Here is an 18,082-nt window from a genome sequence, read left to right as displayed (position 1 = left end):
ATGCCTATCGTGCCCCCAGCACCCCGCACACTGGGCAGTGTGCGCCGCAAAGCCATGAACGTTGCCCCCCAGCAACTGGTCAGCGAACGCCTGCTCAGCCCCGATCACGCCTTGCCGTTGGTGATCGAACCCGCAGTCAGCGGCGTCGATCTGGTGGCCTGGGCTACCCGTGAACGCGAAGCCCTGGAACGGAAGCTGCTGCAATACGGCGCCCTGCTGTTCCGCGGATTCGACGTCGCGTCGGTGGAACAATTCGACCACGTCATCGCTGCCCTGTCCCCCGGTGCCCTGGAATATATGTTCCGCGCCTCCCCGCGCACCCGGGTCGGCGGCAACATCTACACCTCGACCGACTACCCGGCCGACCAGATGATTTTCCCGCATAACGAACACTCCTATTCGCCGCGTTTCCCGCTGCGGCTGTTCTTCTATTGCCAACTGCCGTCCGAGACCGGCGGCGAAACCCCGATCGGTTCAACCCGCGCAGTCAAGGCCCGGATCAGCGCCGACATCGAGGCGCGTTTTCGTGAAAAAGGCGTGCTCTACGTGCGTAATTACGGCGACGGTTTCGGCCTGCCGTGGCAGAGCGTCTTCCAGTCCGCCGACCGCAGCGAAGTCGAAGCCTACTGCGCCAGCGTCGGTATCGAAGTGGAATGGAAAGAAAACAACCGCCTGCGCACCCGCCAACGAGGCCCTGCAGTGGTACGCCATCCGCGTACCGGCGAAGAAGTCTGGTTCAACCACGCGACGTTTTTTCACATCAGCACCCTGCCGCCGGCCATCCGCGATTCGCTGCAAGGCAACTTCAACGACCTCGACCTGCCGACCAACACCTTCTACGGCGACGGCACACCGATCGAACCGGAGGTGCTGGCGTCGCTGCGCGCCGCCTACCTGGATTCGCTGGTGCGTTTCTCCTGGCAACAGGGCGACGTGCTGTTTATCGACAACATGCTTGCGGTGCACGGTCGCGAACCGTTTACCGGCAAACGCGCAATCATGACCGGCATGGCCGAGGCCTTGCTGTCCGCCGACGTGGCTGTCTGACCGCTATCAACCCCATTTTGCAGTTGAGCTGAACATGAACGGACTTCAAGGCTTTCGTATCTCACCGCAACAAGCGTCGCTTTACCCGCACCTCGATGGCGCAACTGAACACACGTTCAGTTGCCAACTGCAATGGACCATCGCCCAGGCGGTAGACGCCAACACCCTATCCCAGCGCCTGCAGGCATTGGTCAGCGGCAGCGAAATACTGCGCACACAGCTGACTCCGGTGCCAGGCCTGTGCCATCCGGTGCAAGTGATTCACGACCAGGCCGCGCTGAGCGTGGGCGTTAAGGACCTGCGCCACCTCAGCCCAGCCGATCAGCAGGTTGCCTTGGCCACCTTGGACGGGACCGCGCCGCTGGCCGTGACGCTGGTGCAACTGACCGAGGGGCACGTGCTGCACCTGGCCGCCGCCAGCAGCCATCTTGACCTCGCCAGCCTGAAACTGGTGGCCATTGCCCTGCTGCAAGACACCCCGCCGGACCTGTCCGAAACCCTTCAATACGCCGATTACGCCGAGTGGCGCTGGAGCCTTGCCGAAGACGAGCCCGAACACCCCGGCGCAATGTTCTGGAAACCCTCAGCCGACAGCGAACAGCACAGCTTGCAACTGTCGCTGGAAACGCCCCGCCCCGGTGGATTCAGCCCGCAGCGCATCGACGTGCACCTGCCCCACCACCCGGTACTGACCGCTGAGCTGATGCTGGCGGCCTGGGCGGTGCTGCTCGGGCGGTTGTCCGGTCAACAGCAGGTGCCGATCACCCTGATCCATGCCAGTCGCGGCCCGGAACTCGACAACGCCTTGGGCCTGTTCGAGCAAACCTTGCCTGTGCGGATCGACCTGCAAGCCCAGGCGACCTTGCTGGAACAAAGCCGCCATGTCAGCGCCCTGGTCGAACAGTCCACAGGCTGGCAGGACTATTACACCCAGGACCTCAAGGGCGGTTATGCCTTCGCCTGGCGTGCCAGCGATGCGCGCGAACGCGACGCCAGTGCGGTAATGAGCCCGGCCAAGGCGTGCCTGCACGTTCATCAAGGTCCCGAGCGGCTCAACGCGCAGATCATCTACGATCGCCATCTGCTCAGCCACAAGGCGGCCGCCTGCCTTGCCGAACAGTGGGCGCAGTTGCTGCACTCCGCGTTGGCCGCACCGCACCAGGCCTGGGCGCAGTTGCCCATGGGCGGGCCGCTGCAAGCGCAGATCATCGCCCCCCAGGCACAACCGCCGGTGATAGAAGCCGTGACGCTTGTTGAACTGATCGGCCGCCAAGTGCAACTACAGCCAACCGCCATCGCCCTGAGCGACCCGCAGGGCGACCTGAGCTACGCGCAACTGGACGCAAGCGCCACGCAGTTGGCGCACCAACTGGTGGCCGCCGGCATCCGTGCCGGTGTGCCGGTCGGTATCCTGTTCCCCCGTGGCAACGCCGCGATCGTCGCGCTGCTTGCCGTGTTGAAGGCCGGTGGTGCCTATGTGCCGGTGGACCCGACTTATCCGCAGGACCGTCGCGCCTACATGCTCGCCGACAGCGCCATTGCGCACATCGTCGTCAGCCCTGAGCTGGCCGATAGCGTGCCGGCCGGCCTGCGGAGCTTTGTGCTGGACGACTTGCACGCCCCCAACAACCTGCCGCCATTGCCGCTGCCGCGTGGCGACGACCTCGCGTACCTGATCTACACCTCCGGTTCCACCGGTGCACCGAAAGCCGTCGAAATCAGCCACGCTGCCTTGAGCTATTCCACCCAGGTGCGCATGGCGGCGTATGAAGCGCCGGTGAGCGCTTACCTGCTGCTGTCCTCGTTTGCCTTCGACAGCTCCGTGGCCGGGATTTTCTGGACCCTGGCCCAAGGCGGCCGCCTGGTATTGCCGGCACCCGGCGAAGAGCTGGACATGGCGCGCCTGTCGCACTTGATCGCCCAACACCAGGTCAGCCACGGCCTGTCGCTGCCCTCGTTGTATCAAGCGTTGCTGGATCAACTCGGCAGCGCCGACAGCCTGCAATGCTGGATCGTTGCCGGGGAAGCCTGCCCGCCGTCGTTGATCGCCCAGCACAGCAACACCCTGCCCCACACGCTGCTGGTCAACGAATACGGTCCTACTGAAGCCACCGTGTGGGCGACCTACGATGTACTGAGCCCCGACCGCGCCTTGACCATCGGCCGCCCGATTGCCGGCATGGAGCTGCGCGTCTTGAATGAACACGACATCACCAGCGGCATCGGCGAACCCGGTGAAATCGTGCTGGCCGGCCCAACCCTGGCCCGTGGTTATCGCAATAAGCCCGAGGAAACCGCTAAGGCCTTTGTCACCCTGGCCGACGGCACCCGCGCCTACCGCACCGGTGATCTGGCCTGCTGGCTGGCCGATGGGCGCCTGGCGTTCCTGGGGCGCAAGGACCATCAGGTCAAATTGCGCGGCTATCGCATCGAACTCGGCGAGATCGAGCGACAACTGTGCAGCCACAGTGACGTGCGCGAAGCAGCCGTGATTGTGCAGGAGCAACCCGCCGGCAAGCGTCTGCTGGCCTATGTGCTCGCCGCCCATGGCTACGCGCCGGATTCAGAAGCCCTCAAGCGCTACCTCGGCGAGCGACTGCCGTCGTACATGGTGCCAACGCGGGTGCTGACATTGTCAGCCTTCCCACGCACCCCCAACGGCAAACTCGATACCCGCCAACTGCCAGACCCGGACCAGTTCGACCAAAGCACCCATGTCGCCCCGCGCACGCCGATGGAAACCACCTTGCACGCCATAGTCACCAAGGTCTTGAAGCTCGACAGCGTCAGCGTCACCGAGAGCTTCTTTGCCATAGGGGGCGACTCGATCCTTAGCCTGCAAGTGGTGGCCCAGGCCCACGAACAAGGCATTGCGCTGTCGGCCAAGCATGTGTTCGAACACCAGACCATCGCCGCCATGGCCCATGTCGCCCAGCCGCTGGACGCCCGGCATGTCGACACTGAGAGCACCGAATTCAGTGCCTCGGGCATGTCGCAAGATGAACTGAACGCGCTGATGGCCGAGCTCAACGACGCCGACCTGTAACCGCCACGCCCATCGCCGTTGCCCCTTTTTCTGCAGGACGTTTTGAATGACCACCGAAAAGACCACCAGCAATCCGATCGAAGATGTTTACCCGCTGTCACCGCTGCAACAAGGGATGCTGTTCCATTCCCTGCTGCATGAAGACTCCGGCGTGTATTTGATGCAGGATCGCTACCGCATCGGTGGGGCCATTGATGAAGGCGCATTCCTTGAGTCCTGGCGCCAGGTGGTGGCGCTGCACCCGTCGCTACGCGCCAGCTTCCAGTGGAAAACCCAGAAGCAACCGGTGCAGGTGATCCACCGCGAGGTCAAGGTGCCGCTGGACACCCTCGATCTGCGCGGCCTGGCTCACCATGAGCAGGAGGCGCGGATTCGCAGCCTGCTCGAAAACGAGCAGAAAATCGGCTTCAACCTGTCCAAGCCACCCTTGATTCGCTTCCGCCTGGTGCGCCTGGCGGATGAGTCCTATGAGTTCATCCGCAGTTTCCATCACATTCTGATGGACGCCTGGTGTATTTCCCTGGTGACCGTGGACTTTCTCAAGGTCTACGAAGCACTGTGCAACGACCGTACGCCACAGATCAAAAGCCCACGCCCATTTCGGGACTACATTCAATGGCTGCAACGCCAGGATGCGGGCAAGGCTGAGCAGTTCTGGCGCGGCCAATTGCAGGGGCTCAACGCCCCCACGCCGCTGACCGTGGACAACGGCGTAAGCCGCGACCGCTACACCGACGCGGTGCGGGTGGCCGACCAGTTGATCCATCTGAGCGAAGACGACACCCAGGCCTTGGCCGCTTTTTGCCGTCACCGCCGGATCACTCCCAATACCTTCTTCCAGGGCGTCTGGTCCCTGTTGTTGTCGCGCTACAGCGGCCAGCGTGACGTGGTCTTCGGCGTCACCGTGGCGGGGCGGCCCGCTGAGTTGACCGGCGTCGCCGAGATGATTGGCCTGTTCATCAACACCCTGCCACTGCGGGTCAGCGTCGACCCGCAGGCGACCTTGGGTGACTGGCTCACGGCGTTGCAGGGGCTGAACGTCGAGATGCGCGACTTCGAGCACACGCCGCTGACCGATATCCAGGGCTGGAGCGATTTCCCCCGTGGCGAAACGCTGTTCGACAGCATTCTGGTGTTTGAAAACGCGCCGATCGATGAACAGATTCTGGACGGCGGTTTTGAGTTCAGCCTCGACGGAATGGACCACAGTGTGCACACCCACTATGGCTTGACCGTGGTGATCCTGCCCGGCGAGCAACTCGGCATTCGCGTGTCCTACGACCGCGAGCGTTTTGAAGCGGATACGGTGCAGCGCCTGCTCGGCCACTTGGCCAGCCTGGTACGCGGCATGCTCGCCGCGCCTGAAGCGCCGCTGGGCAGCTTCGAGCTGCTGGCCGCCGACGAGCGCCAGCAATTGCTTGGCGAGTGGGCACTCAACCCCCACGATTTCCCGCTGCATAAAAGCTACGCCGAGCTGTTTGCCGCCCAGGTCGCCGAGCGTGGCGATCAAATTGCCGCGATCTGCGCCGGTGAATCCCTGACCTATGCCGAGCTCGACTTGCGTGCCACGCGCCTGGCCCAGGCCCTGCGCACAGCCGGTGCGGGTGCCGATCAATTGGTCGCGCTGGTCGCCCCCCGTGGCCTGGCGTTATTGACCAGCATGATTGCCGTGTTCAAGGCCGGCGCCGCGATGCTGCCGCTGGAGGTCAACCACCCGCCTGAGCGTCTGCGCGAGATCCTCAACCTGTCCCGCGCCCCGCTGCTGGTGGCGAGTGAAGAGTGCCGTGGCCTGCTCGACCCACTGCTCAGCGGCCTCGAGCACGCGCCTACGGCCCTGTTCGCCGAAGCCGCCTGGAACACGCCCAACGACGCGCCATTCACGCTGGCCGGCGGCCCGGACAGCCTGGCCTACGTGCTGTTCACTTCGGGCTCGACCGGTACGCCCAAGGGCGTGATGATCGAACAGCGCGGCATGCTCAATAACATCTTCGGTAAAGTCCCGGCCCTGGGGCTGAGCGCCAATGACCGTATTCCACAGACCGCCTCGGTGGCCTTCGATATTTCCGTGTGGCAATTTCTCGCGGCGCCGGTGTTGGGCGCCACCGTGCATATTCTGCCGGACGAAGTGGCCCACGATCCGCAACGCCTGCTGCAAGTGCTGGCCAGCGAACGCCTCAACGTACTGGAAATCGTCCCGAGCCTGATGCGCACGCTGCTTGCGCTGTGCCCGTGCGACCTTCAGTTGCCTGACCTGCGCTGGGTACTACCGACTGGCGAGGCGCTGCCGCCGACCGTGGCGCGCGACTGGTTCGCACGCTTCCCGGACATCGCGCTGATGAACGCCTACGGCCCAGCCGAGTGCGCCGACGACGTGGCGTTCCAGCCGATTACCCAGGCGCCGCACGCCAACGTCAGCCATATGCCCATAGGCCAACCCACGGCCAACAACCGCCTGTATGTGCTCGATGAGGCCCTGCGCCCGGTGCCAATCGGCGTGGCTGGGGAAATCTGCGTCGGTGGCGTCGGCGTCGGCCGTGGTTACCTGCACGACCCGCAGCGCACCACCGAGGCATTCATCCAGCACCCACAGATCGACGGTCGTCTGTACCGCACCGGCGACCTCGGCCGCTGGTGCGCCGACGGCGTGATCGAGTACCTCGGCCGTCGCGACCAGCAAGTGAAATTGCGTGGCCACCGCATCGAACTGACCGAAATCGAACACCGACTGGCCCAGCACCCGAACGTGCGTGAAGCCGCGGTATTGCTGCGCGAGAACAGCGCGGGCGAAGCCTGGCTCGTGGCCTATTGGTCAGCCCACGACGACACGCTGGGCAGCACCGGCCTGAGTGAACACCTGCGCGCACAACTGCCGCCTTACATGGTCCCGGCCGCGTTCGAATGCCTGGAACGCTTGCCCCTGAACAACAACGGCAAAGTCGACCGCAAAGCCTTGGCCGCGCTGCAACTGAACTGGCAGGCCGATACCCGGGAAAGCCTTGCGCCGCGCAACGAACACGAAGCCACCATCGCCAAGGTGTGGGCCGACGTACTCGGACGCGACAGTGTCGGCGTGGAAGACAATTTCTTCACCCTCGGCGGCCACTCGCTGCTGGCCACCCAGATCGTCGCGCGCCTACGCAGCCAGTTCAAACTCGACCTGCCGCTGCGCGTGCTGTTCGAACAGCCGACCGTCGCCCTGCTGGCCGTGGCTATCGCCGAACGCGAAGCGCAAGCGGCTGCACCGCAAGCCGTCGCCCTCGACACGCCGCACGCCAAGGCGCGCCCTGCCCTGCTGCCGTTGTCGTTCTCGCAACAACGCCTGTGGTTTATCGAACAACTGACCCCAGGCACCACGTTGTTCAATATCCCGTTTGCCCTGCACCTCAAGGGTGAACTCAACGTCCCGGCGCTGAACGCCAGCCTGAATGATTTGCTCGCGCGCCACGAGATCCTGCGCACCGGTATCCGCAGCGTGGATGGCGTGCCGAGCCAGCACATCAGCGACGCACTGGAAGTTGCACTGCCGTTTGAAGACCTGTCCGGCCTGGGCGCAACCGCCCGTGAAGGCGCGCAATTCACGGCGCTGCAAGCCACCTTTGAACAGCCCTTCGACCTGACCGAGCCACCGCTGCTGCGCGCCCGCCTGCTCAAAGTGGCACCGGGCGAACACGTGCTGGGCATCGCCCTGCATCACCTGGTCTCCGACGCCTGGTCGGCGACCATCGCCCTGCGTGAGCTGGCCTTGGGTTACGAGGCCCGTTGCAACGGCAACGCGGCGCAATTAGCGGCGTTGCCGCTGCAATACGCCGATTTCGCCCTGTGGCAGCGTGACCATCTGCAAGGCGCCGAACTCAAGCGCCAACTGGATTACTGGACCCGCACCCTCGACCGTCGCGACCAGGACGCCAGCCCGCTGCTGGCGTTGCCCACCGACCATCCTCGGCCCTCGGTGCAGAGCTATCTCGCCGGCCTGGTACAACGCGAGCTGAGTGCCGACTTGAGTGGCCGCGTGCAGGCGCTGGCCAGCCGCCTCGGCACCACGCCGTTCAGCGTGGTGTTCGCGGGCTTTGCCGTGCTGATGCACCGCTTGAGCGGCGATGCCACGGTGTTGATCGGTACACCGGTCACTCACCGCGAGCAACCGGGCACCGAAGGTCTGTTGGGGATCTTGCTCAACAACCTGGCGATCCGTGCCGACTTCACCGCCCAGGCGGATTTCAGCGCCGTGGTCAGCCAGGTCGCCACGCGGCTGCGCGAAGGCCTGCAGCATCAGGACCTGCCCTTCGAACAACTGGTCGACAGCCTGCAACTGCCGCGCAGCCTCAGCCATGCGCCGCTGTATCAAGTGATGGTCGCGCAGCAATTGGCCATGGAGTCCCGCCTGCAATTCCCGGGGCTGGCCTTCGAAGCCCTGGACACGCCGCTCAAGCACTCCGAGTGCGACCTGGACCTGCACGTGCTGTGCCCGGCCAATGCGCCGATTCAGCTGGAGCTGATGTTCGCCCTTGACCTGTTCACCCAGGACAGCGCCCGCCAGACGCTCGCGCGCCTGGAACACCTGCTGCAACAGATGCTCGCCGAGCCGCAACGCCCGGTCGCCGCCTTGCCGCTGCTGATGCCGGCTGAATGGCAGCGCACCGTGGTCGAGTGGAACCGCACCGAAATGGACGTGCCGCAGCACCTGACGTTCGCCCAGTTGTTTGAACAGCAGGCCGAACGCACGCCGCAGCGCGATGCGTTGTGCTTTGAAGGCCAGCGCCTGAGCTACGCCGAACTGAATCGCCGTGCCAACCAGGTCGCACATTACCTACGCGCCCAAGGGGTGGTCGCCAATTGCCCGGTGGCGTTGTGTGTGGAGCGTTCCCTGGAGTTGTTGATCGGCCTGTTGGGCATCCTGAAGGCCGGTGGCGCCTATGTGCCGCTGGACCCTGGCTACCCGGCCGAACGCTTGGCCTACATGCTCGAAGATGCGCAACCCGCGCTGTTCCTCGGCCAGCAGGGCCTGCTTGAACAGTTGGGCGGCGACTTACCGCGCCTGCGCCTGGACGCCGATGCCGCGCTATTGGCCGCTCAGCCTGAGAGCAACCCCGCAGCATTGGCCGGCCCGGATGACCTGGCCTACATCATGTACACCTCGGGCTCCACGGGTAAGCCCAAGGGCACCCTGGTCACCCACACGTCGGTGGTCAACCTGGCCTGGGCGCGGATCCATGGCCTGTATCGCCGCTACACCGACCAGCCGATGCGCACCAGCTTCAACTATTCGTTCGCCTTTGATAGCTCGGTGGCGGAATTGATTCTGCTGCTCGACGGCCACAGCCTGTACCTGACGCCGGAAGACGTGCGCTACGACCCTGCGGCACTGGCGCAGTTCTTCCAGGAAACCCGACTGGACGCGTTCGAATGCACCCCGGCGCAGCTTAAAAGCCTGCTCGAAACCGACGGCGTGCGCCGTGGTGAAACCTACCTGCCGCGCTTCGTGCTGTTTGGCGGTGATGCGGTGGACGCGCAACTGTGGCAGCGTTTGCCGTCGATCAGCGGCAGCCGTTTCTTCAATACCTACGGCCCAACCGAGTGCACCGTGGACGCCACCGGATGCGCGGTGGACGACTTCCCGCAACGGCCGATCATTGGCCGGCCAATCGCCAACGTACGCACCTATGTGCTGGATGCGTTCTTGAATCCGATGCCGGTGGGTGTGCCTGGCGAGCTGCATATCGGCGGCGCCGGGGTGACCCTGGGTTACCTCAACCGCGCCGAACAAACCGCCAAAGTGTTTATCAACGACCCGTTCTCGCCACTGCCGCAGGCGCGCATGTACAAGTCCGGTGACCTGGTGCGCTGGCTGCCGGACGGCCAGCTGGAATACCTCGGGCGCATGGACCACCAGGTGAAAATCCGCGGTTTCCGCGTCGAGCTGGGCGAGATCGAAGCCTTGATCGGCGCACAACCCGGCGTGCGCCAGGCGGTGGTACTGGCCCGTGAAGACGTACAGGGCGACAAGCGCCTGGTGGCGTACGTCACCTGTGATCAACCGGCCGATATGAATGCCTGGCGTAACCGCCTTGGCGCCGCCCTGCCCGACTACATGGTGCCGTCGGCGTTTGTGGTGCTGGACGAACTGCCGCTGACCGACAACGGCAAACTCAATCGCAAGGCCCTGCCCGCACCAGATATCCAGGCTGAACCGAACGCCGAAGACCCGCCGCGCACCGACGCCGAACGCCAGCTCGCGGCCTTGTGGGCAGAGCTATTGAATGTGCCGTTGGGCGCCATTGGGCGAGACAGCCAATTCTTTTACCTGGGTGGCCATTCGTTGCTCGCGGCAGTGCTGTTTGCCCGCCTGCGTCAGCAATTTTCCACGGTGCCGCCGCTGCGCGCGGTGTTTGAACACCCCACCTTGCAGGCTTTGGCGGCGCTATTGGCGCAACCGCTGCAAGCACCTGCCGCGACGTTCGTCCCCATGACTCGCCCGGCGCGCTTGCCGTTGTCGTTCGAACAACAGCGCCTGTGGTTCCTCGAACAACTGAGTGGCGCCAGCGAATACAACGTCGTCAGCGCCGTGCAGTTCGACGGTGAGTTGAATGTCCAGGCGTTGCAATCAGCGTTGAACACCGTGATCCAACGTCACGAAATCCTGCGCAGTCGCATCCTGCGTGAAGCCGACGGCGAGCTGGCGTTGGTGATTGAGCCGCAGGGTGAACTGACATTGGCGGTGGCGCAGTGGGATGCTGTCAGCGATGAACGCTGGCAGCAACTGACCGACGCCGCGATCCAGGCCGCTACCGCGCAGCGCTTTGACCTGGCGCACGAGGTGCCGATGCGCGCCGCGTTGCTTCAGCGCAACCGCCAGGCATTGTTGGTCCTTACCTTGCATCACTGCGCGACAGACGATGCTTCCACACAAAACCTGCTCGACGAATTGGCCCAGTGCTACAGCGCCGACTGCCAGGGCCACGCCGCCCACCTGCCGGCGCTGGCGTTGCAATACCCGGATTACGCGCTCTGGCAGCGCGAGTCTGCCCAGCAAGCGCTGTTCGACAGCCAATTGGCCTACTGGCGCACTCAGCTGGAAGACGGCAGTTACCAACTGGAACTGCCCACCGACCAGCCACGCCCGCACGTCCTTGACCCGCGTGCCGGTTCCGTCCAACTGCAGTTGCCCGCAGAACTGAGCGGTCGTTTGCGCCAGTTTGCCCAGCAACGTGGCGCCACGCTGTACATGCTGCTGCTCAGCGCCGCGCAACTGCTGCTGGGGCGCTACGCCAACCAGCGCGATGTGCGTTTCGGCAGCCCGGTGGCCCAGCGGCCATTGGCCGAGTTGCAACCGCTGATCGGGTGCTTCGTCAACACCTTGGTGATGCGCGCCGACCTGGCGCCGGGCCTGGACTTCATCGGTCTGCTCGATCAGGTGCGCAACACCGTTCTGGATGCGCAACAGCATCAGGACGTGCCGTTCGATCAGGTGGTCGAACACCTGGCACCGGAACGCAGCCTTGGCCAGACACCGTTGTTCCAAGTGCTGTTCGTGATGCAGAACGCCAACACCGGTGCCAGCCAGTGGCCGCAGTTGCAGGTGAGCGAACGTGCGGTGACGGCCGACGCCACCAAGTTCGACCTGAACTGGGAAGTGCATGACGGCGAGGTGTTGTCGGTATTGCTTGAATACCGCAGCGCACTGTTTACCCAGGCCACCGCCGAGCGTTGGCTGGCGCAATGGCAAGCCCTGCTGGAAAGCATGCTGGAAGCGCCACAGACGCGTTTGACTGACTGGTCGCCGTTGGCCGTCGCAGAGCGTCAACAACAGTTGGCGTGGAACACCACTGAGCGTCATTACCCTGGCCCGCAAGACCTGCGTACAGCCCTGAGCCAGCAAGCCGCGCTGACACCCAACGCGCCGGCGCTGGTGTTTGAAGGCCAGCGCCTGAGCTACGCCGAGCTGGACCAGCGCGCCCAACGCGTCGCCCGCGCCTTGCGTGCGGCGGGCATCGGTCGCGAGTCGATTGTGCCGGTGTGCATGGAGCGCTCGGTGGACATGGTCGTGGCCTTGCTCGGTGTGGTGCATGCCGGTGCTGCCTGGCTGCCGCTGGATCCTGAGTTGCCGGCTGCACGTTTGGCGTTCCTGATTGCCGACGCCGAGGCCCAGGTGACGCTGACGCAACCGCAATGGCTGTCACATTTGCCCGTCGGGCATACCGCCTGGACCCTGGAAACGCTGCCCGCGGCTGCAAACGGCGAGCCACTGAGCGTGGAGGCCAGCGATCTGGCCTACGTGCTCTACACCTCCGGTTCCACCGGCCAGCCCAAAGGCGTGATGAACGAACACGGCGCCCTGATGAACCGCCTGCATTGGATGCAGGACGCGTTCCCGATTGGCCCGGATGACCGCGTGCTGCAAAAGACCCCGTACAGCTTCGACGTGTCGGTATGGGAATTCTTCTGGCCGCTGATCACCGGCGCAACCCTCGTGGTTGCGCGCCCGGACGGCCATCGCGACCCGGCCTACCTGAGCCAGTTGATCCAGCAGGAACAGGTCACCACCCTGCATTTCGTACCGTCGATGCTGCGGGTCTTCGTCGAAGAGCCGAGCCTGGTCAACTGCCGCAGCCTGCGCCAGGTGTTTGCCAGCGGCGAGGCGTTGCCGGTGGATCTGGTGCAGCGGTTCATGTCCCAGCACCCGGCCGCGCTGGTCAATCTGTATGGCCCAACCGAAGCGGCCATCGACGTGTCGGTATGGCGTTGTTCGGTCAACGACACGCTCGTACCAATCGGCAAGCCTATCGCCAACCTGCGCCTGCATATCCTCGATGATGCCCAGCAACCGCTGCCGATTGGCAGCATCGGCGAGCTGTACATCGGCGGCGTCGGCGTGGCCCGGGGTTACTTGAAGCGCGCCGACCTGACTGCCGAGCGCTTCCTGATGGTCAACGGTGAGCGCCTGTATCGCACCGGCGATCGTTGCCGCTTCCTGGCTGACGGTAATATCGATTACCTCGGCCGCCTCGACCATCAGGTCAAGCTGCGCGGCCAACGTATCGAACTCGGCGAGATCGATGCCGCCCTGCTGGCCCAGCCAAACGTGCGCGACGCCGCCACTCTGCTGCTGGACCAGCGCCTGGTGAGTTTCTGGAGTGGCGATGCGGATGAAGCGACCCTGCGCGCCGGCCTTGGCGACCACTTGCCCACGCACATGCTGCCGGGCCTGCTGGTGCGACTCGACCACCTGCCGCTCAACAGCAACGGCAAGCTCGACCGCAAAGCGCTCGCTGCCATCAACCTGCCCGATGCAAGCCGCGAAAAGCCCCATCGGGCACCGTACACGCCTACGCAAAAGCTGCTCTGCGAACTATTCAGCGACGTCCTGGCGTGCCCGTTGGTAGGCCTCGACGACCACTTCTTCCACCTTGGTGGTCATTCCCTGCTGGCCACGCGCTTGGTCGCCCAAGTGCGTGAACGCCTGGGCGTTACATTGCCATTGGCGCTGGTGTTCGCCCACCCGACGGTGGCGGCATTGGCCGAACACTTGCGCGACGCCTTGCCAAGTGAGGAGTTCACGGCACAACCGCGTCCGGCAGCCTTGCCGCTGGGCCTGGCGCAACACCGCTTCTGGATGCTCAGCCGTCTGGTACCGGACTCCCGCGAGTACCACATGCCGTTCGCCCTGACCTTGAAGGGCGCGCTGGACCTGCCCGCCTTGCGCCGCGCCTTCGACCAGGTCAGCGAACGCCATCTGGTGCTGCGCAGCCGCATCGTTGAGATCGCTGGCGAAGCGCAGTTGCTGATTGATCCGCAAGGCCCGGCGCTGCGTGTGAACTCGGTCGCCACCGATGACTGGGAGACCGCGTGCAGCCGCGCCGAAGCCGACTTGATGGCCCCGTTCGACCTGGCCACTGCCGCACCGTGGCGTGCCCAGTTGCTGCAACGTCAGGGCAGTGACGAAAACCGCTTGCTGCTGTGCCTGCACCACAGCGCCACCGATGGCTGGGCCATGCAGTTGCTGATCGACGAATTGGCGCAGGCCTACCGTGCCGGACGGGACGGGCAGGCACCCGACTGGGCACCACTGGACCTCGACTACGTTGATTTCGCCCTGTGGCAACAACACCCGCAGACCCAGGCCCGTCGCCAGGCCAGCCTGGATTACTGGAAAAATCATCTGGGCGCGGACGATTACTCACTCGACCTGCCCCTGGACCAACCCCGTGCAGCTGAAGCTGATCGGCGTGCCGGGCAACTGCACATCAGCCTGGGCACCAAACGCTCAGCCGCGATCCGCCAATTTGCCCGCTTACGAGGCACCACGCCGTATGTGGTGCTGGCGAGTGCGTTGAGCGCCCTGCTCGCCCGTTACAGCGGCCAGTGCGATATTCGCCTGGGTACCCCGTCCGATCAGCGCGACCAGCCGCAAACCCAGGCGCTGCTGGCCTGCCTGGTCAACACATTGGTGATCCGCTGCGAGGTCGATCAACAGGCCCCGGCGTCGGCCTTGCTGGCGGCCCTGGAGGCTGACCTGCGCACCGCTCAGGCCCACGCCGACCTGCCGTTCGCCACGCTGGTCGGCGCCATCACCCAGCGACGCGACTTGAACCGCACACCGTTGTTCCAAGTGCTGTTCTCCCTCAACCACGGCCGCATGGACAGCCGCCAATGGCCGGGCCTGGACCTCACAGAACAGCCCCTGCCAGCCATTGACGCCAAGTTCGAGCAAAGCTGGGAAGTCCACGACGACGGCAGCGACATGACCCTGGCGCTGGAATATCAGAAGGCATTGTTCAGCGCCGCTACGATGCAGCGCTGGAGCGCGCAGTGGTGTGCGCTCCTGGATGCGTTGATCGCCGCGCCGGAGCGTGCACTGGTCGAGTTGTTCCCGCAGCAGCAGGACCACGCGCAACTTGCTCGGTGGAATGCCACCGAGCGTCATTATTCCGGCCCGACGAACTTGCACACGGCGCTGAGCCAGCAAGCCGCCCTGACGCCCAACGCTCTGGCGCTGGTGTTTGAAGGCCAGCGCCTGAGCTACGCCGAGCTGGACCAGCGCGCCCAACGCGTCGCCCGCGCCTTGCGTGCGGCGGGCATCGGTCGCGAGTCGATTGTGCCGGTGTGCATGGAGCGCTCGGTGGACATGGTCGTGGCCTTGCTCGGTGTGGTGCATGCCGGTGCTGCCTGGCTGCCGCTGGATCCTGAGTTGCCGGCTGCACGTTTGGCGTTCCTGATTGCCGACGCCGAGGCCCAGGTGACGCTGACGCAACCGCAATGGCTGTCACATTTGCCCGTCGGGCATACCGCCTGGACCCTGGAAACGCTGCCCGCGGCTGCAAACGGCGAGCCACTGAGCGTGGAGGCCAGCGATCTGGCCTACGTGCTCTACACCTCCGGTTCCACCGGCCAGCCCAAAGGCGTGATGAACGAACACGGCGCCCTGATGAACCGCCTGCATTGGATGCAGGACGCGTTCCCGATTGGCCCGGATGACCGCGTGCTGCAAAAGACCCCGTACAGCTTCGACGTGTCGGTATGGGAATTCTTCTGGCCGCTGATCACCGGCGCAACCCTCGTGGTTGCGCGCCCGGACGGCCATCGCGACCCGGCCTACCTGAGCCAGTTGATCCAGCAGGAACAGGTCACCACCCTGCATTTCGTACCGTCGATGCTGCGGGTCTTCGTCGAAGAGCCGAGCCTGGTCAACTGCCGCAGCCTGCGCCAGGTGTTTGCCAGCGGCGAGGCGTTGCCGGTGGATCTGGTGCAGCGGTTCATGTCCCAGCACCCGGCCGCGCTGGTCAATCTGTATGGCCCAACCGAAGCGGCCATCGACGTGTCGGTATGGCGTTGTTCGGTCAACGACACGCTCGTACCAATCGGCAAGCCTATCGCCAACCTGCGCCTGCATATCCTCGATGATGCCCAGCAACCGCTGCCGATTGGCAGCATCGGCGAGCTGTACATCGGCGGCGTCGGCGTGGCCCGGGGTTACTTGAAGCGCGCCGACCTGACTGCCGAGCGCTTCCTGATGGTCAACGGTGAGCGCCTGTATCGCACCGGCGATCGTTGCCGCTTCCTGGCTGACGGTAATATCGATTACCTCGGCCGCCTCGACCATCAGGTCAAGCTGCGCGGCCAACGTATCGAGCTCGGCGAGGTCGATGCCGCCCTGCTGAGTCAGCCGGGCATCACTGGCGCGTGCACGCTGGTGATCGACAATCGTCTGGTGGCGTTCTACAGCAGCAATGCGCCGCAATCAGAGTTGGGCGCGGCCCTCAGTGCAGAATTACCGGCCTATATGGTGCCGGCGGTGTGGGTCGAAGTGCCGAGCCTGCCCCTGACCACCAACGGCAAGCTCGACCGCAAAGCCCTGGCCGCGTTGCCACTGCCGCCGTCCCAACATGCACCAGTCGCCCCTCGTAACGCCTTGGAAAGCCTGGTCTGCCAGCTGTTCAGCGACGTGCTCGGCGACGGCCTCACCGGTGGGCGTGTGGTCGGTACGGCCGACAGTTTCTTCGCCTTGGGCGGCGATTCAATTCTCGGTTTGAAGCTGATTTCGCAACTGCGCGACCAGGGTTATGCCCTGACGCCCAAAGACCTGTTCCGCGCCCAGACACCTTCGGGCCTGGCGCTGGTGATCACACCGTTGCTGGCGGTGGCCGAGCAAGGAGACGTCAGCGGTGCGATGCCGTTGATGCCGCTGCACCAGTGGTTCTTCGATCAGCAGCAACCGCAGCCCGCCTACTGGAACCAATCGGTGCTGGCGGACAGCGACCGCGTGCTGCAACCGGCGCTGGTCCAGGCCACCCTGGATCGACTGATCGCCCATCACGATGCATTACGCCTGCGTTTCATCGAAGTGGACGGTCAATGGCAAGCCCATATCGCAGCCGTCGAACCGGCCCGGCTGACGCTAGCCACGGACGTGGGACAGCTGCAGCACGTCGCGCAGAGCCTGGACTTGCAACATGGCCCGTTGTTCGCCGCCGCCTTGCTCGACGGCGCGCCGCAACGCCTGTACCTGGTTGCCCATCACCTGGTGATCGACGCTGTGTCCTGGGCGCCGCTGCTGGAAGATTTCCAGCAGCTGTATGCGGCGCTGGAAAACGGCACACCGGCTAGCCTGCCGGCGAAAACCACGTCCTATCGCCAATGGGCCGAGCACATGCATACGCACGCCGGCAAAGTCGCCGCGGAGCAGTGTTATTGGGCCAGTCAGGTCGCGACAAATCCGCGCCCCCAGGCCACGATCGCCGAGCGTCAGACCCTGTCGGCCCGTTGGGATGCCACGCGTACGCACCAATGGCTGACCGAGTCCCACGCCGCCTACCGCACCCAGCCGGAAGAGCTGCTGATCGCTGCTCTGGTTGCCACCCTGGCGCAAGCCGAACAGCGCCAGGACATCGTCGTCGACCTTGAGCGTCATGGCCGCGATGCCGGCTTTGAGGGCTTGGATGTCAGCCGCACCGTGGGCTGGTTCACCACCCTGTTCCCGCTGCGCGTCAACGCCCGTGGCGCCGTCAGCGACTGGGTGCGTCAAGCCAAGGAAGCCCTGCGCGGCGTCCCCGGCCAGGGCCTTGGGCACGGCTTGCTGCGCCTGCGGGGCGACTTGCCGGCAGGAAGCGGTGATGTGCTGTTCAACTACCTGGGCCACGAGCAGACCTCGCCAGGTTGGTTACGTGCCAGCTCGCTGGCGGCGCCGTCGGAGGTGGCTCTGGTTAACCGCGTCAGCCATGCCCGCGAAGTGGTGGCATGGCTGGAGGATGGCGTGCTGAACCTGCATTGGCACAGCGCCAACCCGGTCGCTGACCGCGACCTGCCTGCGCAACTGCTCAAGCACCTGCAAGCGCTGCTCGAACACTGCCTCGATCCCCAGGCCGGTGCGCTGATGCCGTCCGACTTCCCGTTGGCCAAGGCGCTCAATCAGAAGTCCCTCGAGACATTGCTGGGCAAGCTCAAGAACAAACCGAATTCCTGAAGACGGCCCGAGGCTGGCCGTCTTCCCCAAGC

General features: G+C 64.7%; 3 protein-coding genes. All 3 read left to right on the top strand.

All coding sequences use genetic code 11. The features are described 5' to 3' along the window. Genes AC3ZU9_RS19105 through AC3ZU9_RS19095 form a run of 3 tightly spaced genes read left to right on the top strand, consistent with a single transcriptional unit; the run spans position 1 to position 18,050 of the window. Positions 1 to 1,047: a TauD/TfdA family dioxygenase gene (locus tag AC3ZU9_RS19105; protein ID WP_102061456.1), complete on the top strand. Its 1,047-nt coding sequence runs from the start codon at positions 1 to 3 to the stop codon at positions 1,045 to 1,047. Between the two features lie 34 nt (positions 1,048 to 1,081). Further along, positions 1,082 to 4,093 (top strand): non-ribosomal peptide synthetase, encoded by a 3,012-nt coding sequence (locus AC3ZU9_RS19100; protein WP_490091182.1) that lies wholly within the window; start codon positions 1,082 to 1,084, stop codon positions 4,091 to 4,093. A gap of 46 nt (positions 4,094 to 4,139) precedes the next feature. After that, a complete protein-coding gene (locus AC3ZU9_RS19095; RefSeq protein WP_490091181.1) occupies positions 4,140 to 18,050 on the top strand; it encodes a non-ribosomal peptide synthase/polyketide synthase in 13,911 nt (4,636 codons plus the stop codon). Positions 18,051 to 18,082: the final 32 nt, after the last annotated feature.

It is taken from the genome of Pseudomonas sp. A39 (assembly GCF_058145955.1).
This window is presented reverse-complemented; position numbering and strand designations above follow the sequence as displayed.